General features: G+C 71.2%; 23 protein-coding genes. 12 read left to right on the top strand and 11 right to left on the bottom strand.

Annotated elements, in window-relative coordinates:
- The first annotated feature begins 188 nt into the window (after positions 1-188).
- The 4 genes from moaC to ACH442_RS24010 are packed head-to-tail and all read left to right on the top strand — an operon-like array spanning position 189 to position 2,808.
- Positions 189-680, top strand: coding sequence for a cyclic pyranopterin monophosphate synthase MoaC (moaC, locus tag ACH442_RS24025; protein WP_396340333.1), 492 nt, complete (start codon positions 189-191; stop codon positions 678-680).
- Positions 653-1,150: a molybdenum cofactor biosynthesis protein B gene (locus ACH442_RS24020; protein ID WP_396340332.1), complete on the top strand. Its 498-nt coding sequence runs from the start codon at positions 653-655 to the stop codon at positions 1,148-1,150. The genes moaC and ACH442_RS24020 overlap by 28 nt, the downstream gene beginning before the upstream one ends.
- 9 nt (positions 1,151-1,159) lie before the next feature.
- Positions 1,160-2,386 carry a molybdopterin molybdotransferase MoeA gene (locus ACH442_RS24015; RefSeq protein WP_396340331.1) on the top strand — a complete coding sequence of 409 codons (1,227 nt, stop codon included), beginning with the start codon at positions 1,160-1,162 and terminating at the stop codon, positions 2,384-2,386.
- Positions 2,383-2,808 carry a molybdenum cofactor biosynthesis protein MoaE gene (locus ACH442_RS24010; protein WP_396340330.1) on the top strand — a complete coding sequence of 142 codons (426 nt, stop codon included), beginning with the start codon at positions 2,383-2,385 and terminating at the stop codon, positions 2,806-2,808. The genes ACH442_RS24015 and ACH442_RS24010 overlap by 4 nt, the downstream gene beginning before the upstream one ends.
- 574 nt (positions 2,809-3,382) lie before the next feature.
- Here ACH442_RS24010 and ACH442_RS24005 read toward each other — a convergent pair.
- The 4 genes from ACH442_RS24005 to ACH442_RS23990 all read right to left on the bottom strand — a co-directional run bounded on the left by ACH442_RS24005 (position 3,383) and on the right by ACH442_RS23990 (position 7,487).
- A complete protein-coding gene (locus ACH442_RS24005; protein ID WP_396340329.1) occupies positions 3,383-4,795 on the bottom strand; it encodes a glycosyltransferase family 87 protein in 1,413 nt (470 codons plus the stop codon).
- 134 nt (positions 4,796-4,929) lie between these two features.
- A complete protein-coding gene (locus ACH442_RS24000) occupies positions 4,930-5,538 on the bottom strand; it encodes a DoxX family membrane protein (RefSeq protein ID WP_396340328.1) in 609 nt (202 codons plus the stop codon).
- Between the two features lie 27 nt (positions 5,539-5,565).
- Complete coding sequence (locus ACH442_RS23995; RefSeq protein WP_396340327.1) at positions 5,566-6,771, bottom strand: AAA family ATPase; 1,206 nt, start codon at positions 6,769-6,771, stop codon at positions 5,566-5,568.
- Between the two features lie 107 nt (positions 6,772-6,878).
- Positions 6,879-7,487, bottom strand: a complete 609-nt coding sequence (locus ACH442_RS23990; protein ID WP_396340326.1) for a hypothetical protein — start codon at positions 7,485-7,487, stop codon at positions 6,879-6,881.
- Positions 7,488-7,614: 127 nt separating this feature from the next.
- Here ACH442_RS23990 and ACH442_RS23985 point away from each other — a divergent pair, with 127 nt between their 5' ends.
- On the top strand, positions 7,615-8,061 hold the full coding sequence (locus tag ACH442_RS23985) for a prepilin peptidase (protein WP_396340325.1): 447 nt from the start codon (positions 7,615-7,617) through the stop codon (positions 8,059-8,061).
- Here ACH442_RS23985 and ACH442_RS23980 read toward each other — a convergent pair.
- The 5 genes from ACH442_RS23980 to ACH442_RS23960 form a co-directional block, all read right to left on the bottom strand.
- Entirely contained in the window at positions 8,048-11,173 is a 3,126-nt protein-coding gene (locus ACH442_RS23980) for a UvrD-helicase domain-containing protein (RefSeq protein WP_396340324.1), read from the bottom strand. The genes ACH442_RS23985 and ACH442_RS23980 overlap by 14 nt on opposite strands.
- Before the next feature lie 65 nt (positions 11,174-11,238).
- A complete protein-coding gene (locus ACH442_RS23975; protein WP_396340323.1) occupies positions 11,239-12,567 on the bottom strand; it encodes a metallophosphoesterase in 1,329 nt (442 codons plus the stop codon).
- A 578-nt stretch (positions 12,568-13,145) separates the two neighbouring features.
- Entirely contained in the window at positions 13,146-13,388 is a 243-nt protein-coding gene (locus ACH442_RS23970; protein WP_396340322.1) for a MoaD/ThiS family protein, read from the bottom strand.
- A gap of 21 nt (positions 13,389-13,409) precedes the next feature.
- Entirely contained in the window at positions 13,410-14,411 is a 1,002-nt protein-coding gene (moaA, locus tag ACH442_RS23965; protein ID WP_396340522.1) for a GTP 3',8-cyclase MoaA, read from the bottom strand.
- Between the two features lie 165 nt (positions 14,412-14,576).
- On the bottom strand, positions 14,577-15,452 hold the full coding sequence (locus ACH442_RS23960) for a fructosamine kinase family protein (RefSeq protein WP_396340321.1): 876 nt from the start codon (positions 15,450-15,452) through the stop codon (positions 14,577-14,579).
- A gap of 56 nt (positions 15,453-15,508) precedes the next feature.
- Here ACH442_RS23960 and ACH442_RS23955 point away from each other — a divergent pair, with 56 nt between their 5' ends.
- Complete coding sequence (locus ACH442_RS23955; RefSeq protein WP_396340320.1) at positions 15,509-16,012, top strand: GNAT family N-acetyltransferase; 504 nt, start codon at positions 15,509-15,511, stop codon at positions 16,010-16,012.
- An 89-nt stretch (positions 16,013-16,101) separates the two neighbouring features.
- Positions 16,102-17,103, top strand: coding sequence for a DUF4192 domain-containing protein (locus tag ACH442_RS23950; RefSeq protein ID WP_396340319.1), 1,002 nt, complete (start codon positions 16,102-16,104; stop codon positions 17,101-17,103).
- Positions 17,104-17,253: 150 nt separating this feature from the next.
- On the opposite strand, the gene fdhD is transcribed toward ACH442_RS23950, so the two are convergent.
- Complete coding sequence (gene fdhD / locus ACH442_RS23945; RefSeq protein WP_396340318.1) at positions 17,254-18,084, bottom strand: formate dehydrogenase accessory sulfurtransferase FdhD; 831 nt, start codon at positions 18,082-18,084, stop codon at positions 17,254-17,256.
- A gap of 261 nt (positions 18,085-18,345) precedes the next feature.
- Between fdhD and ACH442_RS23940 the strand changes: the two genes are divergently transcribed.
- The 3 genes from ACH442_RS23940 to ACH442_RS23930 all read left to right on the top strand — a co-directional run bounded on the left by ACH442_RS23940 (position 18,346) and on the right by ACH442_RS23930 (position 20,306).
- Positions 18,346-18,927 carry a molybdenum cofactor guanylyltransferase gene (locus tag ACH442_RS23940; RefSeq protein ID WP_396340521.1) on the top strand — a complete coding sequence of 194 codons (582 nt, stop codon included), beginning with the start codon at positions 18,346-18,348 and terminating at the stop codon, positions 18,925-18,927.
- A complete protein-coding gene (locus ACH442_RS23935; protein WP_396340317.1) occupies positions 18,924-19,169 on the top strand; it encodes a DUF6457 domain-containing protein in 246 nt (81 codons plus the stop codon). Before ACH442_RS23940 ends, ACH442_RS23935 begins: the two co-directional genes overlap by 4 nt.
- 63 nt (positions 19,170-19,232) lie before the next feature.
- On the top strand, positions 19,233-20,306 hold the full coding sequence (locus tag ACH442_RS23930) for a T3SS (YopN, CesT) and YbjN peptide-binding chaperone 1 (protein ID WP_396340316.1): 1,074 nt from the start codon (positions 19,233-19,235) through the stop codon (positions 20,304-20,306).
- A 233-nt stretch (positions 20,307-20,539) separates the two neighbouring features.
- Here ACH442_RS23930 and ACH442_RS23925 read toward each other — a convergent pair whose 3' ends face one another.
- Complete coding sequence (locus tag ACH442_RS23925; RefSeq protein WP_396340315.1) at positions 20,540-21,004, bottom strand: Lrp/AsnC family transcriptional regulator; 465 nt, start codon at positions 21,002-21,004, stop codon at positions 20,540-20,542.
- Positions 21,005-21,072: 68 nt separating this feature from the next.
- On the opposite strand from ACH442_RS23925, the gene ddaH reads away from it, so the two are divergent.
- Positions 21,073-21,912, top strand: coding sequence for a dimethylargininase (ddaH, locus tag ACH442_RS23920; protein ID WP_396340314.1), 840 nt, complete (start codon positions 21,073-21,075; stop codon positions 21,910-21,912).
- A gap of 42 nt (positions 21,913-21,954) precedes the next feature.
- On the top strand, positions 21,955-22,494 hold the full coding sequence (locus ACH442_RS23915) for a bacterial proteasome activator family protein (protein ID WP_396340313.1): 540 nt from the start codon (positions 21,955-21,957) through the stop codon (positions 22,492-22,494).
- Positions 22,495-22,585 lie beyond the last annotated feature (91 nt).

The following is a 22,585-nucleotide window of genomic DNA, read 5'->3' as shown; positions in this document are numbered from 1 at the left end:
GCGCTTACGGACAGTTTCCGAATGGCAACTGAATGCAATGAAGAATGCGGTCCCGAATACAATTTTCATTGTCAGTGCAACGGCTCTGGCCAGTGTCGGAACCTTACGAACCCGGTATGGACGAAGTGTGAAGCGGATCCGGCCCGGATGCGAACGCGGTTCCCCCGATCGCTCTATAAGCTCCCGGTATGCCCCAGGAAATGCATCTGACGCATGTCGACGAGACCGGCGCCGCGCGGATGGTCGACGTGTCCGCGAAGGCGGTGAGCGACCGGCGCGCGGTCGCTGCCGGCACCGTCCGCACCGTCCCCGAGGTGATCGCGCTGCTCCGGGCGAACGACCTGCCCAAGGGCGATGCGCTCGCGGTGGCGCGCCTCGCCGGGATCATGGGCGCCAAGCGGACCCCGGACCTGATCCCGCTCTGCCACCCGATCGGGCTGCACGGCGTGAAGGTCGATCTTGAGCTCGGCCACGACGTGGTGGAAATCACGGCGGTCACGAAGACCGCAGACCGCACCGGCGTCGAGATGGAGGCGCTGACCGCGGTCGCGACGGCCGGCCTGGCGATGATCGACATGATCAAGGCGGTGGACCCGGCGGCGAGCCTCGAAGCGGTGCGGGTGCTGCGAAAAGAAGGCGGAAAAACCGGCGATTGGGTACGCCCGGAGGACCGGCCGTGACCATCCGAGCACGAGTCGTCGTCGCGTCGAACCGCGCCGCCGCCGGGGTCTACGCCGACACCAGTGGTCCCCGCCTCGTCGCCGGCCTGCGCGACCTCGGGTGCGACGTGGACGATCCGATCGTCGTCCCCGACGGTGACCCGGTCGCCGACGCTCTCCGGGCCGCCGTCGCCGACGGGGTCGATGTCGTCCTGACCAGCGGCGGAACCGGCGTCACCCCGACCGACCGCACCCCGGAGGCGACCCGCGGCCTGTTCGACTTCGAGATCCCCGGCATCGCCGAGGCGATCCGTGCGTACAGTCGCGACAAGGTCCCCGCCGCCGCCCTGTCCCGCGGCCTGGCCGGGGTCGCCGGCCGCACCCTGATCGTCAACCTGCCGGGCTCCACCGGCGGTGCGAAGGACGGACTCGCGGTCCTGGGACCACTGCTCTCCCACACGGTCGACCAGATCCGCGGCGGCGACCATTAGGCTCGACCGGTGAGCGCTGACCAGAACCTTCCGATCGGCTGGGAACAGGCCCGTGAGCTGGCCTACCAGGCCGGTGTCGTGGCCTGCGCGGGCGCCGAGCGGGTCCCGCTTCCCGACGGTGACGGCCGGACCCTGGCCGAGCCGTTGCGCGCCCTCACCGCCCTGCCGGCGTTCCCCACCTCGAGCATCGACGGCTGGGCGGTCCGCGGCGACGGTCCGTGGCGCCGAGTCGGCCAGGTGCTGGCCGGTGGCACCCCACCGCCGCTCGCCGAGGACGGCACGTGCGTCGAGATCGCCACCGGCGCCATGGTCCCCGAGAGCGCCGCCGCGCTGATCCGCGTCGAGGAGTCCACCACCGACGTGAACGGGCTGGTCACCGGCATCCCGCGGCCACACCCGGAGTGGCGTCTGCCGGGCGAGGAGGCCACGCTGGGCGAGGAGCTGTTCCCGGCCGGCACCCCGGTCGACCCGGCCGTCATCGGTGTCGCCGCAACCTGTGGCTATGAGTTCCTGACCGTCCGGCCGCAGCCCCGCGCGGCGTTACTGATCTTCGGCGACGAGCTGCTCACCGAGGGTTCGCCCGGCGCCGGCCGGGTCCGTGACTCGCTCGGCCCGCAGGTCCCCTCCTGGCTGCGCCGCTACGGCGCCACCGTGACCTCGGTCACCGGCCCGGTCAAGGACACTCTGGACGCTCACCTCGACGCGATCCGCACCGCGCTGGAGACCGCCGACGTGGTCTGCACCACCGGCGGCACCATGCACGGCCCGGTCGACCATCTGCACCCGTCCCTGGCCGAGCTCGGTGCGGACTACGTGGTGAACACCGTCGGCGTCCGCCCCGGCTTCCCCATGCTCCTGGCCCGCGTCCCCGGGCCGGACGGTCGGGACCGCTTCATCGCCGGTCTGCCCGGCAATCCCCAGTCCGCAGTGATCGCCCTGGTCAGCCTCGTCGCGCCGCTGCTCGCCGGCCTCACCGGCCGTCCGTTCCGTGCCGACCTGCCGCATGTCGAGGCGGCCACCGGCATCCACGGTCGCGGCCGCGACACCCACCTCGCCCTTGCCGCGCTCGACCCGACCGGCCGCACCGCCACTCCGGTCGGTCACGTCGGTTCGGCCATGCTCCGCGGCCTGGCGAAAGCTCACGGCTTCGCGGTCGTCCGCCCCGGCGCCACGGTCGCCGCCGGTGACAAGGTTCCGTTCCTGCCCCTTCCGCTGCTACCCGGGGAGCGCGCATGACTGGTGTGGTCGCACTGGCCGAGGTCCTGGACAGTCCGCTGGACCTGGCCGCTCACGAGGCCGCGGTCGCCGACCCCCGCGCCGGTGCCGTCGTCTCCTTCCAGGGCGTGGTCCGTGACCACGACCACGGTCGCGGCGTCACCCTGCTCGAATACGAGGGCCACCCCACCGCCGCCAAGATCCTCCACGAGGTCGCCGCGGAGATCGCCGCCGACCCCGCGGTTTACGCCGTCGCCGTCTCCCACCGCGTCGGAACACTCCAGATCGGCGACGTCGCCCTGGTCGCCGCGGTCAGCACGGCCCACCGTGCCGCCGCCTTCGAAGCGTGCGGCCGCCTGGTCGACGAGGCCAAGGCCCGCCTCCCCATCTGGAAACGTCAGGTCTTCACCGACGGCGAAGAAGAATGGGTCAACTGCCCCTGACCAAGATCAAATTCAAGATCCTCATGTCCCAGGTCCGCTGTGGTCCAGATCGTCGCTCCCGCGGGGGCCCTTCCGGGCCGAGCAGGGCGCGGGGCGCCCAGAACGCTCAGCCCTCCAGGGCGGCCTCCGTGGGTGGGCGCGGTTACCCCGGGCGCGACGCCGGCTATCGGTCCGGGTCGCTACGCGCCACCGGGTCCCGGCCGATCCTCATGGGCCTTGTTCGTGCCTCATAACGCCCATGAGAACCAGCCGGCCGTGTAAGTCGCGGCAAGGGCTGGAGGGGCTGGATCTCGCGTGGGGTTCGCGTGGGGCGGCGCGTCGCCGGATTCACGCGGGGCCGGTGCGTTGTGGGGTTTGCGCGGGGTGGCGCGTCGCCGGATTCACGCGGGATCGGTGCGTTGTGGGGTTCGCGCGGGGTGGCGCGTCGCCGGATTCACGCGGGGCCGGTGCGTTGTGGGGTTTCGCTCCGGGTGGGATGCGCTGGGCTGGAGTGGGATCGGGGCCCGGGCCCGGGAGCACGTGACGGATGTCGTGTGACGGGTGCTGGTGACGGGCGGTGCCCGGAGGGGCTGGGTCAGGGGCGGGATGCTCGGGGGACCGGGATGGCGGCGGGACGTCGGTGGGCTGGGGGCGGGGTGGGCGGCGGAGCCGGGCGCCACGGCAGCGCGATGATCAGGACGATCAGGGCGAAGGCGTAGCCGTTCCACGGGAGCAGAGTCGTAGGGGCGGCGAGCAGTAGGGCGTACCCGCAAATTGCGGAGACGGCCAGGAACGTGTCGACGAACCGGGAGTGCAGCGGACTTCGGGTCGGCGCGCGGCGGCGCATCGTGCTGTCGGCGAGTACCAGCAGCGCCGGGACCAGCCAGATCAGTTCGGCCGGCGTGGTCATCGGGCCGAAGGCGGCAGCGGCCAGCCCGATCAGGACGAACGCTGTCACCTCGTCACCGGCAAGGCTCGCGGACCGCGCCCGGATCAGGCCGACCGCGAGCAACAGCACCCCGAGCGAGAGCCAGACCAGCACCGGGGGCACCGGGATGCCGTAGAGGCGGGCGAGTACCCCGGCCAGGGCCTGGTTCCCGGAGGCGTTGAGGGATTCGATGCGGTTGAGTTCCCACAGGGTGCTGCCGAACCAGGTCATCGTCTCCCGCGGGGCGAACAGCAGGCCGGCCAGGGTCACGGTGACGCAGGTGGTGAGTGCGGTCAGGGCGGCCCGGCAGCGGCGCAGCACGAAGAGGCCGGCCAGGAAGAACAGCGGTGTAACGGCGAACCCTGAGGCCAGGCCGATGCCGAGGCCGGCCCACGAGCCGTCGAGCCAGCCCTGCCGGAGCCGGTCCCGTAGCGGAACCACGGGGCTGTCGGGCCGCCACAGGGGCCATCGAACGGGAGTCGCCGGATCGGGGTGCCGGGTGAGTGCCGGGCGGCGCGGTGTTACCTCCTGCCGCAATGAGCGGCGCAGGGCGACGAGGTCCGCCACGATCAGGCCGAACAGCAGCAACTCCGGCCGGCCTTCGCCGAGGCTGGCCCGGACCGGCTCGGTGAGCAGGGCCAGTGCGGTGGCGACCAGGGCGAGCGGGGCGCGGCGGCGGCCGTACCGGCGGGCGATCGGGGCGGTCAGCGCGGCCGCTGAGAGCAATAGAGCGGCCAGTCCGGCGAGGGCGAGGATCCACCCGGCCGCTTTCAACGGCAGCAGGGCCAGGGGCGCCAGGAAGATGGCGAGTGCGGGTGGCAGGGCGGCCCCGGCCTGCGTGAACGGTTCGCGGTACGAGTACAGCTCAGCCCCGTGCAACCATTCCCGCACGGCCGCGTGGGTGACGGCGAGCGTGCTCAGGCCGTACCGGGAAAGGGTTATCGCAATCAGCGCGAGGGTGACCAGACCGCCGACGGTGACCAGCGCGGACCTGGCTCGCGTGGCGCGGAGCGCGCGGCTCTCGACGACCGGCAATGGCTCGACCCCCGTCTCGTCCTGCTGGTACGGCACGGCTGCCACCAGCACGGGTTTGGCGGCAGGTTCGGTGCCGTGCGGAACGAGCTAGTGCGGCCTTTCGTCGGCTTTAACGCCAGGGCCGCGCGGAGGTTGTTATTCGGACAATTAGTGCATTCCGGTCGCGCACAGAGGGTGCGTCAGGGCAGCTTCCGAGCGGCGGTCGCGGACACCGCGGCGATCTTCGCCTCCCGCTTCGCGGTGCGCACGGCCCGCCGGATGTCGCGGCGCGAGCGATCCACCGCATGGGTGAGCGACCGCTGGGACCGGTCGACCGCGTGGCTCAGCGAGCGCTGACCGCGATCGACCGCGTGCGTGGTCCGGTAGCGCAGACCCGGCTCGCCCTCGGTGTCGACGGCCGCCAGCAGCAGCCCGCCGAGCAGGCCCAGATTCTTCAGGAAGTGGATCTGCTGATCCGGGCGCCGATCCTTCGGCACGGCCCAGAACGGGTGCCCGGCGAAGGTGGTCGGCAGCAGGCCGGCGGCCAGCACCGCGGCGGCCGGCCGGGTGAATCGGCCGGTGGCCAGGGCCAACCCGGCCAGCACGTCGGCCCCGGCCTTGAGCCGGACCAGCGTCTCCGGGTCGGTGGGCAGGCGCGGGTCGGCCTTCTCCAGCAGCGGGGTGATCCGATCGGTGACCCGGCGGGCGGCCTGCACCCGAGCCTCACCGGGTTTGATCAGTACACGGGCTCCGCTGATCACGAAGATCGAGGCAAGCATGGCGCGGGCGGCGGCGCGGACGGGCTTCATGAATTCCTTATACCCGTCCTGCGGGGATCACACCGGCTGGGTGCGAAGGTAGCGGCCGAAGTGCGGCACGGTGAACGCGACCGTGCCCCGCTCCCCGGAGTAGATGAGTCCCTTTTTGATCAGTGCGTCCCGGGCCGGGGACAGGCTGGCCGGCTTGCGGCCGAGCGCCACCGCGATGTCCGAGGTCGGCACCGCGGCGTCCATGTCGTTGCCGGGGTCGTTGGAGAGCGCGGCCATCGCGCGCATGTACTCCCGCTCGGCGGGGGTGGCCCGTTCGAAGCGCGAGCCGAAGAAGCCGACGGCCAGCTCGCTCTCCGCCTCCGGCGCGGCCACCCGTACGTCGTCGGCCGTGATCGGCGACTGCGGCGCGTGATCCCAGGTCGCCTTCCCGTACGCCTGCACGAAGTACGGATACCCACCCGACTTCTCGTAGAGCAGATCGAGCGCCTCCTGGTCGTAGTCGACGCCCTCCCGCTCGGCCGGGACCCCGAGCGCCAGATCGGCCGCATCCCGGTCGAGACGGTCGATGCGCTGGTACCGGAAGAGCCGCTCGGAGTACGACTTGGCCGCGGACAGCACCGCCGGAAGGTGCGGCAGCCCGGCCCCGACCACGATCAGCGGCGCGCCGAGCTGGGAGAGCTCGTGGCAGGCGGCGCAGAGCGCGGAGACGTCGGTGGCGCTGAGGTCCTGCATCTCGTCGATGAACAGCGCGATCCCGGTGCCCACGTCGGTGGCGAGCGAGGCGGCGTCGGTGAAGAGCTCGACCAGGTCGATCTCGATGTCACCGGAGTCGGCGCGACCACGGGCGGGCGGCACGTCGATCCCGGGCGCCCACCGGTCGCGCAGCTTCGAGTTGCTGTCGTTGGCCCGCAGGGCGAACGCCTTGAGCACGGCGAGCACGTCGTCGACGCGTTCCGGGTCGCGGTGGTGCGGGGCCAGCTCGCGGATCGCCATGTGCAGCGCGCCGGAGACCGGGCGGCGCAGCGACTGATCCGGCCGGGCCTCGATCTTGCCGGTGCCCCAGAGCCGGCCGATCGCCGCCGAGCGCAGCGTGTTGAGCAGCACCGTCTTGCCGACGCCGCGCAGGCCGGTGAGGACGAGGCTGCGCTCGGGGCGGCCGCGGGCCACGCGTTCCAGCACGACGTCGAAGGCGTCCAGCTCACGGCTGCGTCCGGCCAGCTCAGGGGGACGCTGGCCGGCGCCGGGAGCATACGGGTTGCGCACCGGATCCATGACGTAGCACCGTATCGGGCCATCTAGGACGAACGCTAGAGTCCACTCGATATGTCGCTCTAAAGCTGTCTAGGATTCTGGCTAGAAAGCGCTAGAGCCGGTCATAGTCAGCCGACCGGGTACTCACGCAGGCAGAGGACGAAGTCCACGTCGTCATACTCGGTGTCGTAGTAGTACCACTTGGTGTAACCGGGCACCTTCGAGCACTTCGCCACCGCGTCCTTCTCGCCGGTGGTCCGCCCGTCGAAGCGTTTCAACACCTCGTACGTGTTCTCGGAGCACGCCACGATGGTCAGCTGCGGCTCGGTGTTCGTGCCGCCGTTGTGCACGCACTGCCCCGGATTGGCGAAACGCGCATCCGAGCTGGTCTGCGGCCGGGCCGCGTTCCCCCCGGTGGACGAATCGGCGGCCGGTGTCCTCGACTGATCGTCACGGCCCACCAGGAACCAGACCGTGGTCGCCAGCCCGCCGCCGACCAGCACGCTGAGCACCGCGATCAGCACCGCGACGGCCACACCCCGCTGGCCCTTCACCGGTGCCGGCGCGGGCGACGGGGCCGACGCCGGATAGGACGCGAACTGCTGGTGCGGGATGGGCGGCGCCTCCCAGCCGGGATCGCTGCGGCTGTCACCCCACGGGTCGGAGGGCTCCGCGTACGGCTCCTCGGGCTGCCCGTCCGACCAGGGCGGTCCGGAATACGGGCCGTTGTGCGTCATCGGGGGATCCTCCTCGGCTTGCATGCCGGATGTCACGGTAGCGTGCGTCGCGCGCTGTGGACGGTTCTGTCCCGTTGTCCACAACCCGACCTGCGCCGGTCGCTCCGGACCGTTACCTTTCCCGTCCATGTCGTCACTACTTGTGATCATGGCGTGGGTGCTCGGCGGATCCTCGGCCGTCCGGCTGGCGCTGATCGATCTGCGGTCGCTGCGGTTACCCGATCCACTGGTTGCCGCGCTGGCCCTCGGCGCGGGGATCCCGATGGCGTTGCTCGCGCCGGGGCGGATCCGGCTCGCACTCCTGGCCGGTGTGCTCGTCGGCGCCGCCTATCTGCTGATCGCACTGCTGCCCGGGGACGGGCTCGGGCTCGGCGACGTGAAGCTCGGGGCGGTCCTGGCCGTGCTGCTCGGGCTGGTCGGAGGATGGCCGGCGGTGCTGCTCGGCCTGTTCGCAGCACATCTGATCGGCGCCGGGACGGCCGTGTTCCTGCTGGCCACCCGGCGACGCCGGATCTTCCCGTTCGGCCCGGCGCTGTTGCTCGGCGCCCTGATCGGCGTCGTTACAACAGCCTGAGCTGGCGATCCTTGGGCTTCGACCGGGCGGCCTCGCCCAACCGCTCGAACAGGCCCGAGTCGATCACGTCCAGGAACGGCGTCGGCTGCTGCTCCCGCTCGCTCCCGTGCCGCGCCCGCTTCACCGAGTAGCTCACGTAGAGCCGGTCCTGCGCCCGGGTCAGCCCGACGAAGAACAACCGCCGCTCCTCGGCGATCTCCTCGTCGGTCGGCTGCGAACCGGGCCAGCGCAGCGGCAGCAGCCCGTCCTCACAGCCGACCAGGAACACCACCGGGAACTCCAGGCCCTTGGCGGCGTGCAGGGTGAGCAGGTTCACCGCCTCGGCGCGCGGGTCCAGCGCATCCACCTCGGCACCCGTCTCCAACTGCTGCAGGAACTGCGGCAGGTCGTCGCCGACCCGCTCGGCCAGCGGGGTGAGCAGGTCAGCCGCGGCCCAGATGTCCTCCGGAGCGACCTGACCGCCGTCCAGCGTCGGCGCCGCGTACCGCTGGGCCAGCCCCTGCGCGCACTGCCGGACCCGCGCCGCGAGCGTGCCGCCCTGCCCGTCCGCGTGCCGCAGTTCGCGGGCGATGATCTCGACGCCGGGCCGGTCCCGCAGCCGGTTGTGCGAGCGCTTCTGCACCGGCACACCGGCCCGGGACAGCGCCTCCAGGATCGGGCGGGACTGGGCGTCGGTGCGGTAGAGCACCGCGATGTCCGAGAACGACAACGTCCCGGCGGTGGCCCCGCGGGAGTCGACCCGACCCGAATCGTGGGACCGGTGCGAAAGCCCGCCGACCAGCTCGTCGACGGTGCGGACCACGAAGTCGGCCTCGTCGGCGACGCTGCGGGCCGGGTAGCGCCCGACCAGCGCGGCCTCCGGGTCCAGCCGGGCCGGGTCCAGCCGGCGGCCGCTGACCAGCGACGACGGCGCGATGGCCTGCACCGCGGCGGCCAGGATCGGTGCCGACGAACGGTAGTTGCGGGTCAATCGGACCAGGCGCGCGTCGACGAAGTCCTGGTTGAAGCGGAGGAAGTAGCGCACGTCGGCACCGCGGAACGAGTAGATCGCCTGGTCCGGGTCGCCGATCGCACACAGGTTGCCGTCGGCCGGGGACAGCAGGCGCAGCAGTTCATACTGCAGCTCGTCGACGTCCTGGTACTCGTCGACGAAGATCCACTGCCAGCGGCGGCGGTACTTCTCGACCAGTGCCGGGTCTTCGCGCAGCAACTCGACCGGGACGCTGATCAGGTCGTCCAGGTCCACCAGGTCCTGCTGGCGGAGCAACTTCCGGTACGCCAGGTCGTCGTCGCCCGCCTGTTCCCGGGCCGCCTTCTGCTCCGGCTCCTCGGCGATCCGCCAGCCGGCGCCCAGCCCAGCGGCCTTGGCGTTCTCCTTCAGCACGGTCAGGCCCAGCGAGTGGAACGTGCCGACGGTGATGTCCTCGGCCACGTCCCCGAGCAGGCTCTCCAGACGTTCCCGAAGCTCGGCCGCGGCCCGCCGGGTGAACGTGATCGCCAAGCAGCGCTCCGGAAAGACGCCCAGCTCAGCGCAGAGATACGCAATCCGGTGGGTCAGCGTGCGGGTCTTGCCGGTGCCCGGGCCGGCCACGATCAACAGCGGGCCACCCGGCGCGGACGCGGCCACCCGCTGCATCGCGTCGAGCCGGTCCAGCAGCCCGGTGCCGACCTCCTCCATACCGGCCAGCATCGGCTCGAAAGGCTCGTGCGGGCTCGGCGGCGGGGCGAGCGGCGGCGGAGCCGGTTTCTCCTTGACCGTCTTTGGCTTGGACTCCTTCTTGGGAGCCTTCGCGACCTTGGCCGGCGGTGCCTCCGGGAACATGTCGAACAGGGTCTCGACCTGGGGCGCGCTGTTGCGATTGCGCAGTTCACCGGGCTCGAAGAGGGTGATCACGCCGTACTCACCGTCGTAGCCCGGGACACGCCGGACGTCGCCGCGCCGCAGCCGCGTGATCGCCTCGCGCAGCTCGTCGCCACCGGCCCTGCCGATCTCCTCGACCGGCACCTTGCGCAGGATGTCCAGTTCCGCGCCGAGCGTCGCCACCAGGTGGTTGAGCTGCGACTCGACGGTCTTCGACTTCGGGCCGACGCCGTGGATCTCGCCGAGGATCTCGTGCAGCTGGATCAGGTGCTCGACGTGCACGTCCTTGGTGAAGCCCTCCGGCCGATCAGCCAGATCCTCAACCCGGCTCAGTACGCCCACGGTCAGCGGACGACCGCACTCCGGGCAGCGACCGCCGGCCTCGCGGGTGCGTTCCGGCTCCCAGTTGACGCCGCACGCCCGGTGGCCGTCGGCGTGGTACTTCCCCTCTTCCGGGAAGAACTCCAGGGTGCCGGCCAGGCCCACCCCGTCCTTGACCGCGAAGTAGTCCGGGGCGCCGGTGAAGAGCGTGGCCTCGCGGGCCAGTGCGCCGGGCGAGTGCGCGTCCGAGTTCGACACCAGGCGGTAGCGGTCGAGGCTGGAGACGCGCCAGTTCATCGCCGGGTCGCTGGACAGGCCGGTCTCCACCGCGGTGATGTGCTCGGCCAGGTCGGCGTAGCAGTCGGCGATCGCGTCGAAGCCCGACTTCGAGCCGAGCGCCGAGAACCACGGCGTCCAGATGTGCGCCGGGATCAGGTAACCCCCGGCCTCGAGAGTGATCTCCAGCAGGTCGCGTGAGTCCAGGCCGAGAATGGGGCGGCCGTCCGCGGTCAGGTTGCCGATCCGGCTCAGCGCGGTGTTGATCTTCGCGGCGGACTCGAAATCCGGGGCGTAGAGCAGGTGGTGGACCTTGCGGGTGCGGTCGTCGCGCTTGTAGATCGTGGAGATCTCCACGCTCAGCATGAACCGCGCCGGGGTCGTGCCCCTCAGCGAGCCGGGCAGCCGCTCGGTGACCGGATCCTCGTCGTTCAGCCGATAGAGACCGGTCTCGGCCGGCTCCAGGCTCTCCCGGAGGTGCTCGAACCACGCCGGATGGGTGAAGTCACCGGTGCCGAGCAGGGCGATGCCCTTGCGCCGGGACCACCAGGCCAGGTTCGGAAGGGTCAGATCGCGACTGCAGGCACGCGAGAACCGCGAGTGGATGTGTAGGTCGGCGACGTATGTGTCCGAGCTGACCTCCACGTCTCGCATCCTGTCACGGTCGTCGGTTCCGCCACGAATCGCCACGCTCAAACACACTTACCGATCTTGATGAGTTACGCCATGCGGAGTTCGACCACCGTGACCTGCGGCGGCGCGCCAACACGCACCGGAGGGCCCCAGAAGCCCGCGCCGTTGGTCACGTAAACCGGCACTCCGTCGACCCGCCCGAAGCCGGAGACTACCGGTTGCTGCAACTTGACGAGAAGGTTGAACGGCGCCATCTGGCCGCCGTGGGTGTGCCCGGAAACCTGCAGATCGACACCGTAGGGCGCGGCGTCCTTCGCGGCCAGCGGCTGGTGCGCCATCAGCACCACCGGGCGGTCCCGGTCCCGGTCGCCGAGCGCCTTGCCGAAGTCGGCCGCGTCGCCGTACTGATCGCCGCCCAGGTCGTTGACGCCGGCCAGGTCCAGCCCGTCGATCTCCACCCGCTGGTTGCGCAGCGGGCGCATGCCGAGCTCGGTGACCTCGTCGATCCACGGTTCGAAGCCGGAGTAGTACTCGTGGTTGCCGGTCACGAAGTAGGAGCCCCTCCGCGACTCGATCCCACGCAGCGGCTCGGCGAGCCGCCCCAGTTCCGCGACAGTGCCGTCGACAAGGTCACCGACGACGCACACGACGTCCGCGTTCACCGAATTGATCACCCGGGTGATGCGCTGGGCGTGCCCGATGCCGGTCAGCGGGCCGAGGTGGATGTCGGAGACGACCGCGAGCCGGGTGCCGTCCATCGCCCGCGGCAGCTTCGCGATCGGGATCCGCACCCGATCGATCCGCGGCGCGCTGGTCGCCGTCCGGACGCCGTAGCCGGTCACGCCCGCCGCGGTCAGCCCCGCGAAGATCGCCGCCCCGCGCGCCAGCACCAGCCGCCGATCCATCCCCGGCCCCGCCGAGTCCCCCGCATCCGACCCGGCACCCCGCACGCCTTCATCCGGCTTGCCATCCGAGCCGGCCGGGCCGGCGGAGTCGCTTCCGGTGGGCTCGGCGGGCGCGCCGCCACCGGCCTCTCCCGCAACGACGGCCGGCTGCAACTCGGGCTCCGCCGCGGTGTCGCGGCCCTGCGGCGCTTCCGCGCGAGGGTCGTTACGCCCACGGGCTGCCCACGACAGCCGCAGAACAAGTCGCGGGATCTCCAGCACGATCAGGCTGACCAGCAGGTAGAACAGCAGCGCGATCCACAGGTAGCCCGGCCAGGCCAGCCACTTGAGATGCCCACTGCGTACGCCGATGAGCGTCGCCGGCCCGAGCAGCCCGAGCACGAGACCGATCGCCGCACCCACCCGCCGAGCCCAGCGCGAGCGCAGCGTGTCGGCGACGAGCCGCTTCCACAGGTAGCCATAGACCAGGCCGATGACCACCAACAGGATCACCGCGACCAACGCGACCAAGTCGTCCTCCCCCCACCGCTGTCGAGCCGAGCCAAGTCTCCCCGACGCTCGCGCCGGCTTCTCACAGCACCCTCGGCTCCCCAACGACCCGATGATGCCCCGGCGCGCACGACGCCACCCCCTCCGACGGCGTCGTGCCCTGCCGCGCTGTGCTCCTCGACGTCGTCTCCCCGGTGTTGCCGCACCGAGGAGACGTCGCCCGGATGGCGGGCCAGGAGCGCAACCGGATCGCCGAAACGCTGACGAGCAGCGCGCATCACCCCCGAACCGATGCGAGCCGTCCCGAAAGCGTCTCCGCTTCCCGGGCCGGCCTGAATCCTGCCCGAGGGGTACGACAAAAACTTGTCCGCGCCGTCAGAGCCCGTCCGAACGCCGCCGATCGCCCGCGCGGAACCCGAACGCGGCCGCAACAAGGAGCCGGGCGGAGCATCAGGCAGCTCGGCGGAGCATCAGGCAGCTCGGCGGAGCAAGAAAGCAGCCCGGACGGAGCAATGAAGCAGCCCGGCGGAGCAAGAAAAGCAGCCCGGCAAGGTGTGCGGCGGGCAAAGCGGCTCGCCGGCCGCCCCCGGCCGGTCCGATCAGCCGCCGGCGAAGGGCGGCAGAACGTCGACCGTCGCCCCCGCCGGAAGTGCCGCCCCCCGGTCATGGCAGACCAGCCCGTCCACCAGGAAGCTGGCGGCCTTCAGGACCACCCCGAGCCGCTCCCCGTGCCGACCGGTGAGAACCCCGTCAAGCTCTTCCAGCGACCCGGCAGAGACTTCCTCGGACGAGACTCCCCCCGCCGCGGCACGCGCGCCGGCGAAGTAGCGGACGGTCAGCAATGCTCAGCTCCCCACAGGTGGTCAACCCCCGATGGCCGACATCGGCCGGGCCGGCTGCAGGAAGGCCGGATCGTCGATCCCGTGCCCGGCCCGCTTGCCCCACATCGCCGCCCGCCAGGCCTCGGCGACCTCGGTGTCCGGGGCGCCGTCCCGCAGCAGCTTCCGCAGGTCGCTCTCGTCGGTGGCGAAGAGACAGTTCCGCACCTGACCGTCGGCGGTGAGCCGGGTCCGGTCGCAGTCACCGCAGAACGGCCGGGTCACGCTCCCGATCACGCCCACCCGGGCCGGCTCGCCGGCCGCGTCGACGTGCCCCGGGACCAGCCAGGTCTCGGCCGGAGCCGTTCCACGTGAAACATCGTCGGGCTGAAGATCGAAGGGCTTGAGCGCGGCGAGGATCTCCTCGGCGGTGACCATCGTGTGCCGATCCCACTGGTGCTGGGCGTCCAGCGGCATCTGCTCGATGAACCGCAACTGATAGCCGTGCTCCAGCGCGAACCGCAGCAACGCCGGTGCCTCGTCGTCGTTCACCCCGCGCATCAGGACCGTGTTGATCTTCACGGGGGTCAGCCCGGCTTCCGCCGCGGCGCGGAGACCGCTCAGGACATCGGCATGCCGGTCACGGCGGGTCAAGGTGTGGAATCGGCCCGGATCGAGCGTGTCGAGCGAGACGTTGACCCGGTCGAGCCCGGCGTCCCGCAGGGCCGGAGCGAGCCGATCGAGCCCGATCCCGTTCGTGGTCACCGACAGCCGGGGCCGCGGATCCAGCCGTGCCGCCTCCGCGACGATGCCGACCAGGCCGCGCCTGATCAACGGCTCCCCGCCGGTGAACCGCACCTCGGTCACCCCGAGCCGCTCCACCGCGATCCGGACCAGGCGGCTCACCTCGTCGTCGGTGAGCTGGTCGGGCTGTGGCATCCAGGCGAGGCCCTCGGCCGGCATGCAATACGTACAGCGGAGGTTGCACCGGTCGGTGAGCGAGACCCGTAGATCGGTGGCGACCCGGCCGAAACGATCGGCGAGCATGATCACGGCTGCCACCGCTGCCGCCCGGCTGATCTCGACTTCTCGCTCACGAATCGAATCTAGCCGCTCGCCGGCCAAGTTGCCGCTTGGCATATCGGCCTGTGGACAACGGGCTGACCATCCCGGCCCGGTGGGCAACGCTCCGACCGTGCCGGAAAGGTGCCCTCATCCGCGGAGGACGGCGGAAGCGGCAGCCATCACTCCGGCCCGGAAGCCCGCCCCGAACGCCGCCGTGTGCACCAGCAGAAGATGCAGCTGATGCAGCGGCACCCGGCGCTCCCACCCCTCCGCGAGTGGCCACTCCGCCCGGTACGCCGCGATGATCACGTCGAGCTGTGCAACCCCGCCGAACAGCGACAACGTGGCGAGATCGGTCTCCCGATGACCACCATGCGCCGCCGGATCGACGAGCCATCCCCGCCCGTCGGCACCCCACAGCAGGTTCCCCGGCCACAGATCGCCATGGATCCGAGCCGGTGGTTCTTCCACGGCGTACGCCTCAATCGTCTTGATGATCTCCTCGACCACAGCGATGTCGGCGCCGGAAAGCGCGCCGCGATCGGCGGAGATCCGCAGGTAGGGAAGCAGTCGGCGCTCGGCGAACCAGGTGCTCCACGGCCCGTCGGACGGCGTGTTGTCGAGCGGTAACGGTCCGATCCATCCCGGCCACGGCGCGCCGAACTGTTCCGCGCCGCTGCGGTGCAACGCCGCGAGCCCACGCCCGAAGTTCTCGGCCGCATGCCGGTCAGCCTCGCCCTCGTCGACCCACTCGGTCGCGATCACATGCGGAAGAGCAACGATCATTTCCGGTACGGGCACCGCTCCGGCCGCCCGCAGCCAACGCAAACCCGCCGCCTCCGCCGCGAAGTACCCGTCCGGCGCCGCCCCGGAGGACTCCGGCCACGATTTGGCGAACAACGACACTCCGTCGTCCAGGGTCAACCGCGAGATGTTCGCCCGCACCGGAGTCTCCCGGATGCGCTGGTGCGTCAGAAATGTCGGGAGGTGCTCCGGGTGCGCGCGCAGATACGCCATGTCCACCCGGTTATCTTGCGCTTCGGGTGACGGACATCCCATTTCAGAGGCAAACTGTCGGCATGGCCCCTGTCGCAGTGCGTTCATACCGCCCGAGTGACCACTCCGCGGGCCGGCGGCTGTGGGCGGAGCTGACCCGTCAGCAGAACGAGATGTACGGCGAGACCGACGACGACGGCGGTGCCGGTTTCGAGGAATATCTGACCAGGCTCGATCTGAGTGGCCTGTGGGTGGCCGACCACGCCGACGACGGGGTGATCGGGATGGTCGGGCTGATCATGCGGAACCGGGCCGGGGTCGTCGAGCCGGTCGTCGTCACGATCACCCACCGTCACAAGGGTGTGGGTCGCAAGCTGCTGCAACACGTCGCGGCCGAGGCCAAGAAGCGCAGCATGACGTCGCTGACCATCTCGCCGTCGTCGCGCAACGTCGAGGCGATCCGCAGCCTGCACGCGGCCGGGTACGACGTGGTCTCCTCGATCGAGCTCACCATGGACCTGGATCGGCATCCGCACGCCTGGCAGCAGGAGGGCCTGGAGTTGCAGGGCCTGCCGTTCCGTAACTGACGCGCGGACCGCCCGGCTTGTGGACAAGTTGTCCACAGCGGCCGTGATCGGCACGCGACCGCCGTGCGAATCGGGCCAAGCTGCCCGGCATGACAGCCAACTGCAGCCTCGCCATCCGTAATCCGGCCGAGCTCATCGCCGTGGTGCCGTTCGTGTTGGGCTATCACCCGCACAACAGCGTCGCCCTGGTCGGGCTGAGCGGCTCGCAGGTCGAGTTCGCCGCCTGCCACGACCTGCCCCCACCGGACGTGAGCGACGCCGATGCCGAGCTTCTGACCGGCGTGGTCGCCGACGCTGTGGTCCGCCAGCAGTCGCGGCGGGTGATCCTCGTCGGTTACGGGCCGGCCCAGCGCGCCATGCCGACCCTGCTCCGCAGTGCCGAGGCGGTGCGTCGCCGCGGCGTCGAGGTGTTCGACGTGATGCGGGTCGAGGACGGTCGCTGGTGGTCCTACACCTGCCCGGACCGGGAGTGCTGCCCACCGGAGGGCACTCCCTGCCTGCCTGCCGACAGCGTGATCGCGGCCGAGGCGACGTTCCACGGCCGGGTCGCCCTGCCGAGCCGCAAGGAGCTGGTCGCCCAGGTCGCCCCGGTCGACGGGCTGGAGCGCGTCGAGATGGTCCAGGCCACCGAGCGGGCCCGGCGCCGCTTCAACGACCTGATCGCCGGGGATCTGCCGGCCGAGCGCTACGGGCGGATCGTCCGCAGGCAGGGCCAGCTCGCGCTCCGCGCAGCGGAGAAGTGCTACCGCTCCGGCCGTTCCCTCGACGCGGACGAGATCGCCTGGCTCGGGGTGCTGATCGTGGACCGCTCGGTGGAGGATTACGCGCTCGACCGGTCCGTCTCCGCACGCCAGTGGCAGGTCCGTCTCTGGACCGACGTGCTCCGGCGGGTCGAGCCGCCCTGTGTCGCGCCGGCCGGCTGCCTGCTGGCGTTCACCGCCTGGCAGGCCGGGCTCGGGGCGCTGGCCCGGGTCGCGGTGGACCGGGCCCTCGCCGAGGAGCCGCGGCACCACCTGGCCGCGTTGCTGCATGACGTGCTGGGTTTCGGGCTCCCGCCACGGATGCTGCGCAAGGCGGGAAGGGTCCGATGAGGTCGGCGACCGCCCTCCGGCCGACCGGCGACCTCACCCGATCAGGAGCGGCCGGGCCTGCCCCGGGACGGTCGTCGGCACGTCCGCGACCTGGTGGAGCCCCTTCCCATCGATGTACGAGACAGGTGGCCGAAAGGGGAAGGTCTTGGCTCAGACCGTGACGCGCTCCGCACCGGCGTAAACGTTCATGGTCGTCCCGCGCAGGAAGCCGACCAGCGTCATCCCGGACTCGTCGGCCAGCTCGACCGCGAGAGTGCTCGGTGCGGAGACCGCGGCCAGCATCGGCAGCCCGGCCATCCACGCCTTCTGAGTGAGCTCGAAACTGGCCCGCCCGGAAACCATCAGCACGTGCCCGGTCAGCGGCAGGCGTCCCTCCCGCAGGGCCCAGCCGAGCACCTTGTCCACCGCGTTGTGCCGGCCCACGTCCTCCCGCAGCACGAGCAGTTCCCCCGCCGCGGTGAAGAGCCCGGCCGCGTGCAGGCCACCGGTCCGGTCGAAGGTGCGCTGCGCGGCCCGCAGCCGCTCGGGCAGCTCGGCCAGCCGCGTGGCCGGGACCCGCAGTGGATCGGCGGTCACGTCGTAGCGCGACCTGGTCCGCACCGCGTCGATGCTGGCCTTGCCGCAGACCCCGCACGAGCTGGTGGTGTAGAAGTTCCGGCTCACGTCGGTCACCGGCGGCGGCACGTGCGCGCCGAGCACGATGTCCACCACGTTGTAGGTGTTGGGCGTGTCCGTGCCGGCGCACAGCTGCGCGGTCGTCACGTCCTCGGCGGCCGCGATCATGCCCTCGCTGAGCAGGAAACCCATCGCCAGGTCGATGTCGTGCCCGGGAGTACGCATGGTCACCGCGAGCGGCTGCTTGCGCACGCGGATCTCCAGCGGCTCCTCGGCGGCGAGCTCGTCGGGTCGTCGCCGGCTGGTGCCCGGGGGCACGCCGAGATCGATCCGGACCACCGGGCGACGTGTCGTGCTCCTCCCCATGGCCGGAGCTTACGGCGGTCCGGCGAAAACCCCCACGGCTGGAGTTCACGGCGGTCCGGCGAAATCCCACGGCTGGAGTTCACGGCGGTCCGGCGGAACCCCCCCGGCCGGAGTTCGCGGCGGTCCGGCGAAGCCCCACAGGCGGAGCTGACGGCGCGGTCCGAGAGAAAGTACACGCCGTGCCACCGGGCACAACCAAGGCGCGTGGACACGCCCGGCAGCCGCTCGGGATACGGTACTCACGTGGGGGGATTTGCGGCGGTGGTCCTGGCCGGTGGTGCGGCGCGGCGAATGGGTGGTGCGGACAAGCCGACGCTGGCTGTCGCCGGCCAGTCGATGCTGACCCGGGTCCTGGCCGCCGTGCACGACGCCGACCCGCGTGTCGTCGTCGGCCGGGTCACCTCCGACCTGCCCGTTCCGGTGCACGTGACCCGTGAGGAGCCACCCGGTGGCGGCCCGGTCGCGGCGGCTGCGGCCGGTCTCGCGCTGGTGCCGTCGACCATCGCCTACACCGCGCTGCTCGCCGCCGACTTGCCGTTCCTGACCGGTGAGGCGATCGACGTGCTGCGGCTGACGATGGAGTCGGCGCCGATGGAGGGCGCGGTCTACCGGGACACCGACGGGCGGCTGCAGATCCTGTGCGGCGTGTGGCGGACGACGGCGCTGCGCGCGGCGATCGAGCGGCTCGCCGCCAAGCGGGGCGGCCTGCACGGCGCGCCCGTCCGGGAGCTGATCGCCGAGTTGCGCGTCGCCGAGGTGTCGTGGCGCCGTCCCGGCCCGCCGCCCTGGTTCGACTGCGACACCGACGACGACTTGCGTACGGCCGAGGAGTGGGCACGATGAGCGAGCTGGACCGCTGGGTCACCGCGGCGAGCGCCGAGCTGGGTGTCCCGCGCGACGACGTGGCCGTCACGACGGTGCTGGACATGGCGCGGGACGTCGCTCACAACGTGGTGCGGCCCGGGGCGCCCGTCACGGCGTACCTCATGGGCCTCGCCGTGGGTCGTGGGGCGGATCCGGCGGATGTCGCCGAGCGAGTCGTCGCCCTTGCCCTGAGCTGGGAGAAGTCTCCGGCCGAGAAGTGAACGCGAGACGGGCGTTTACAGTGCAGCCGCTCTCGATAGGGTGACGGGGACGGAGGTGCGATCATGACGGCAGAGAGCCCGGCGGGCGACACGCCCGAAAGCGTGTTGCTCGACGAACCGACCACGGCAGATCTACGGGCCAAGGTCACCGAGGCGTGGCGGGAGTTCGCCGGCGCCCTGGCCGGCTTGCTGTCCAGCCTGCCGTCCGGTGCTCAGATCGATCTGACGCTGGACCCGACGGCGTCCGGCACCGGCACCGCGGTCTACTCGGTCAGCGCCCGGGTCCTCCCGGCCGGTGTGATCGAGGCGCTCGCCGTGGGCAATGCCGCGCTGCCGGCCGAGTTCCGGATGGATCGGGCCACGGTCGCCGACATGGTGGCGCTCGGCTGGTCCCCGCCCGGCGTGCTGGCCGGTTCGCGGGATGCGTTCGGCTTGCGTTCGGAGCAGTCCAAGGCGATCGCTCTGGCCGCGACGATCTCCCGCACTCTGCGGGACATCTACGGCGCGCCGCACCCGGCGTTCCTGGTCTACCTCGTGCACGACGAGGAGGACGAGCCGATCGAGACCGCCCCGCTGGCCACCGCGCGGCTCGAGGCCGGGCTGGAGCTGGTGGGCGCCGACGGCACCGAGCTGACCGAGGAAGAGCTGCTGGCCGAGGTCGTCGGCGACGAGGTGCCGCTCGACGAGCGGGTCCGCACGGTCATCGCCACCATGTCGAAGACCACCGTGGATCAGCTCCAGGTCGACGCGGACGGGGATGTCGGCATCCGGGCCGGCTCGGCGATGGTGTTCGTCCGGGTTCGGGACAACCCGCCGCTGGTCGACGTCTTCTCGCCGATCCTGACCGAGGTCGAGCCGACCGAGCAGCTCTACGTGAAGCTGTCCGAGCTGACCAACCGGATGCCGATCGGCCGGCTCTACTGCGCGCAGGACACGGTCTGGGCGTCGATCCCGGTCTTCGGCCGCAACTTCCAGGCCGTCCACCTGATGCTCGCGGTGCAGGTCATGACCGGTCTTGCCGACGAGCTCGACGATCGGTTGCACGGCGAGTTCGGTGGCAAGCGCTTCTTCGGCGAGGGGGACAAGCCGTCCGCCCCGAAGAGCGACGGCGATCACCGCACCGGCATGTACCTCTGACGATCACAAAAACCGGAAATCCGATCTGGTACGGCCGGAGCCGCGCACTTCATGGGCACGGCGCCGGCCCGTCCGGGTGCGAGCGCGTGCCGGTCGGACCGCGACGCCCAGCCGACCGTGGCACGAGCGCGTGCCGGTCGGACCGCGACGCCCAGCCGACCGTGGCACGAGCGCGTGCCGCTCCCACCGCCGCGCCCGGCCGCCGCGGGCACGAGCGCGCATCCGGCCCGTGCTCAGTCCGGCAGCGACGGCAGCACCGCAGTCGGCGTCTCCACCAACCGGGACAGCACCACCATGCTCCGGGTCGACGTCACGAACGGTTCGGCCCGCAGCCGTTCCAGCGCCTGCTCCAGGTGACCGATATCGGCCGCGCGCAGGTGCACAAGCGCATCCGCCTGCCCGGATACCGTGTACGCCCCCACCACCTCGGGGTGTCGCCGCGTAGCCACGGTGATCTGCGCCGGGGTGGTCCGCCCGGTGCAAAACAGCTCCACGAACGCCTCGGTCGTCCACCCCACCGCGGCCGGCTCGATCACCGCGGTGAATCCCTTGATCACCCCGGCTGACCGCAGCCGGTCCACCCGGCGTTTGACGGCTGGGGCGGAGAGCGACACCTTCGCGCCGATCTCGGCATACGAAGCGCGGGCGTCCGCCACGAGCAACGCAATGATTCGCTGGTCGACGGCGTCCATCTGCAACGATTCGCCTCCGGAAGGCAAGATTTCGAGCTGTTTGCTGCACCGCAGCCTACCTACGCTAAAACCTCATGAGCCAGTTGGAGCGATCGCCACGAACCCGGACATATCTGATGTGTCCTCCGCAGCATTTCACGGTTGAGTACGCGATCAACCCGTGGATGGACACCTCCGTCGCGGTGGACGCCGCCCGGGCCGTGCGGCAGTGGGAGTCGCTCCGCACCACCCTGGTCAATCTCGGTCACGTGGTGCACGTGCTGGACGCCCGTCCGGGCCTGCCGGACATGGTCTACTCGGCGAACGGCGCGTTCTCCGTCGACGGCACCGTCTACGGCGCCCGCTTCCGCTATCCGCAGCGCGCCGACGAGGCCGTGGCGCATCAGGCGTTCTACGACACCGCGGGCGCCTGGAGGTTCGTGGCTCCCGAGCACGTGAACGAGGGCGAGGGCGACTTCGCGTACCTTCCCGCGGCGTACGGGGGAATTGTCCTTGCCGGTTATGGTTTCCGCACCGACCCGGCCGCGCACGCCGAGGCGCAGGAGGTGCTGGGCCGCCCGGTGATCTCGCTGCGGCTGGTCGACCCGGCCTTCTATCACCTGGACACCGCGCTGGCCGCGCTCGACGACCGCCATGTCACGTACTACCCGGAGGCGTTCTCGGAGGCCTCCCGCCGGGTGCTGGCCCAGCTCTTCCCGGACGCCGTGCTCGCCGACCGCTCCGACGCCGAGGCGTTCGGGCTGAACCTGGTCAGCGACGGCCGGCACGTGATCCTGAACACCGACGCGATCGCCATGGGCCGTAAGGTCCGCGCCGCCGGATACCAGCCGGTCCACGTGGATCTCTCCGAGCTCAAGCGCGGCGGCGGCAGCGTCAAGTGTGCCGTCGCGGAATTGCGTCCCGGACAGGCCTGACCTCACGAGCACCTTTGGAACCAGTGCGCAAAGATGGTTCGCATGACCGAGGAAACCCGCACCACCGAGCACAAGGACGACGGCACCGTCATCGTCATGGGCCCCGACGGTCGCCCGATGGGCACCATCGAGGAGGACGGCACGATGAGCCCGGAGGAGCCGGGCAACCTCATCGAGCAGCCGGCGAAGGTCATGCGCGTCGGCAGCATGATCAAGCAGCTGCTCGAGGAGGTCCGGGCCGCTCCGCTCGACGAGGCCAGCCGCGGTCGGCTGCGGGAGATCCACGAGCGTTCGATCAAGGAGTTGGAGGACGGTCTGGCCCCTGAGCTGCGCGAGGAGCTGGAGCGGCTGTCCCTGCCGTTCGAGGGCGAGACTCCGCCGAGCGAGGCCGAGTTGCGCATCGCCCAGGCGCAGCTGGTCGGCTGGCTGGAGGGGCTGTTCCACGGCATCCAGGCCGCGCTCGTCGCCCAGCAGATGGCCGCCCGCCTGCAGCTGGAGCAGATCCGCGGCGGTCAGGGCCGTCCGGCGCTCCCCATGGGCATCCCCGGCAAGCCGGACCGCCCCACCGGCCAATACCTCTGAAAACCGCTTTCCGGTACGTCGTGTGGCGGCGCCCGTGCGAACCCCGCGAGGCCGCTGCCACTCCGGCCCGCCCCGCGAGTCACCGCCCCCG

It is taken from the genome of Actinoplanes sp. NPDC020271 (assembly GCF_044388125.1).
Taxonomy (GTDB): Bacteria; Actinomycetota; Actinomycetes; order Mycobacteriales; family Micromonosporaceae; genus Actinoplanes.
This window is presented reverse-complemented; position numbering and strand designations above follow the sequence as displayed.

What these genes read in the sequence shown, in the direction of transcription:
- moaC (WP_396340333.1), top strand. Translation starts at nt 189, where the DNA reads ATGCCCCAGGAAATGCATCTGACGCATGTCGACGAGACCGGCGCCGCG.
- ACH442_RS24010 (WP_396340330.1), top strand. Translation starts at nt 2,383, where the DNA reads ATGACTGGTGTGGTCGCACTGGCCGAGGTCCTGGACAGTCCGCTGGAC.
- ACH442_RS24000 (WP_396340328.1), bottom strand. Translation starts at nt 5,538, where the DNA reads ATGAAGCCCGTCCGCGCCGCCGCCCGCGCCATGCTTGCCTCGATCTTC.
- ACH442_RS23995 (WP_396340327.1), bottom strand. Translation starts at nt 6,771, where the DNA reads ATGGATCCGGTGCGCAACCCGTATGCTCCCGGCGCCGGCCAGCGTCCC.
- ACH442_RS23990 (WP_396340326.1), bottom strand. Translation starts at nt 7,487, where the DNA reads ATGACGCACAACGGCCCGTATTCCGGACCGCCCTGGTCGGACGGGCAG.
- ACH442_RS23985 (WP_396340325.1), top strand. Translation starts at nt 7,615, where the DNA reads ATGTCGTCACTACTTGTGATCATGGCGTGGGTGCTCGGCGGATCCTCG.
- ACH442_RS23980 (WP_396340324.1), bottom strand. Translation starts at nt 11,173, where the DNA reads ATGCGAGACGTGGAGGTCAGCTCGGACACATACGTCGCCGACCTACAC.
- moaA (WP_396340522.1), bottom strand. Translation starts at nt 14,411, where the DNA reads ATGCTCGCCGATCGTTTCGGCCGGGTCGCCACCGATCTACGGGTCTCG.
- ACH442_RS23955 (WP_396340320.1), top strand. Translation starts at nt 15,509, where the DNA reads ATGGCCCCTGTCGCAGTGCGTTCATACCGCCCGAGTGACCACTCCGCG.
- ACH442_RS23950 (WP_396340319.1), top strand. Translation starts at nt 16,102, where the DNA reads ATGACAGCCAACTGCAGCCTCGCCATCCGTAATCCGGCCGAGCTCATC.
- fdhD (WP_396340318.1), bottom strand. Translation starts at nt 18,084, where the DNA reads ATGGGGAGGAGCACGACACGTCGCCCGGTGGTCCGGATCGATCTCGGC.
- ACH442_RS23935 (WP_396340317.1), top strand. Translation starts at nt 18,924, where the DNA reads ATGAGCGAGCTGGACCGCTGGGTCACCGCGGCGAGCGCCGAGCTGGGT.
- ACH442_RS23930 (WP_396340316.1), top strand. Translation starts at nt 19,233, where the DNA reads ATGACGGCAGAGAGCCCGGCGGGCGACACGCCCGAAAGCGTGTTGCTC.
- ddaH (WP_396340314.1), top strand. Translation starts at nt 21,073, where the DNA reads ATGAGCCAGTTGGAGCGATCGCCACGAACCCGGACATATCTGATGTGT.
- ACH442_RS23915 (WP_396340313.1), top strand. Translation starts at nt 21,955, where the DNA reads ATGACCGAGGAAACCCGCACCACCGAGCACAAGGACGACGGCACCGTC.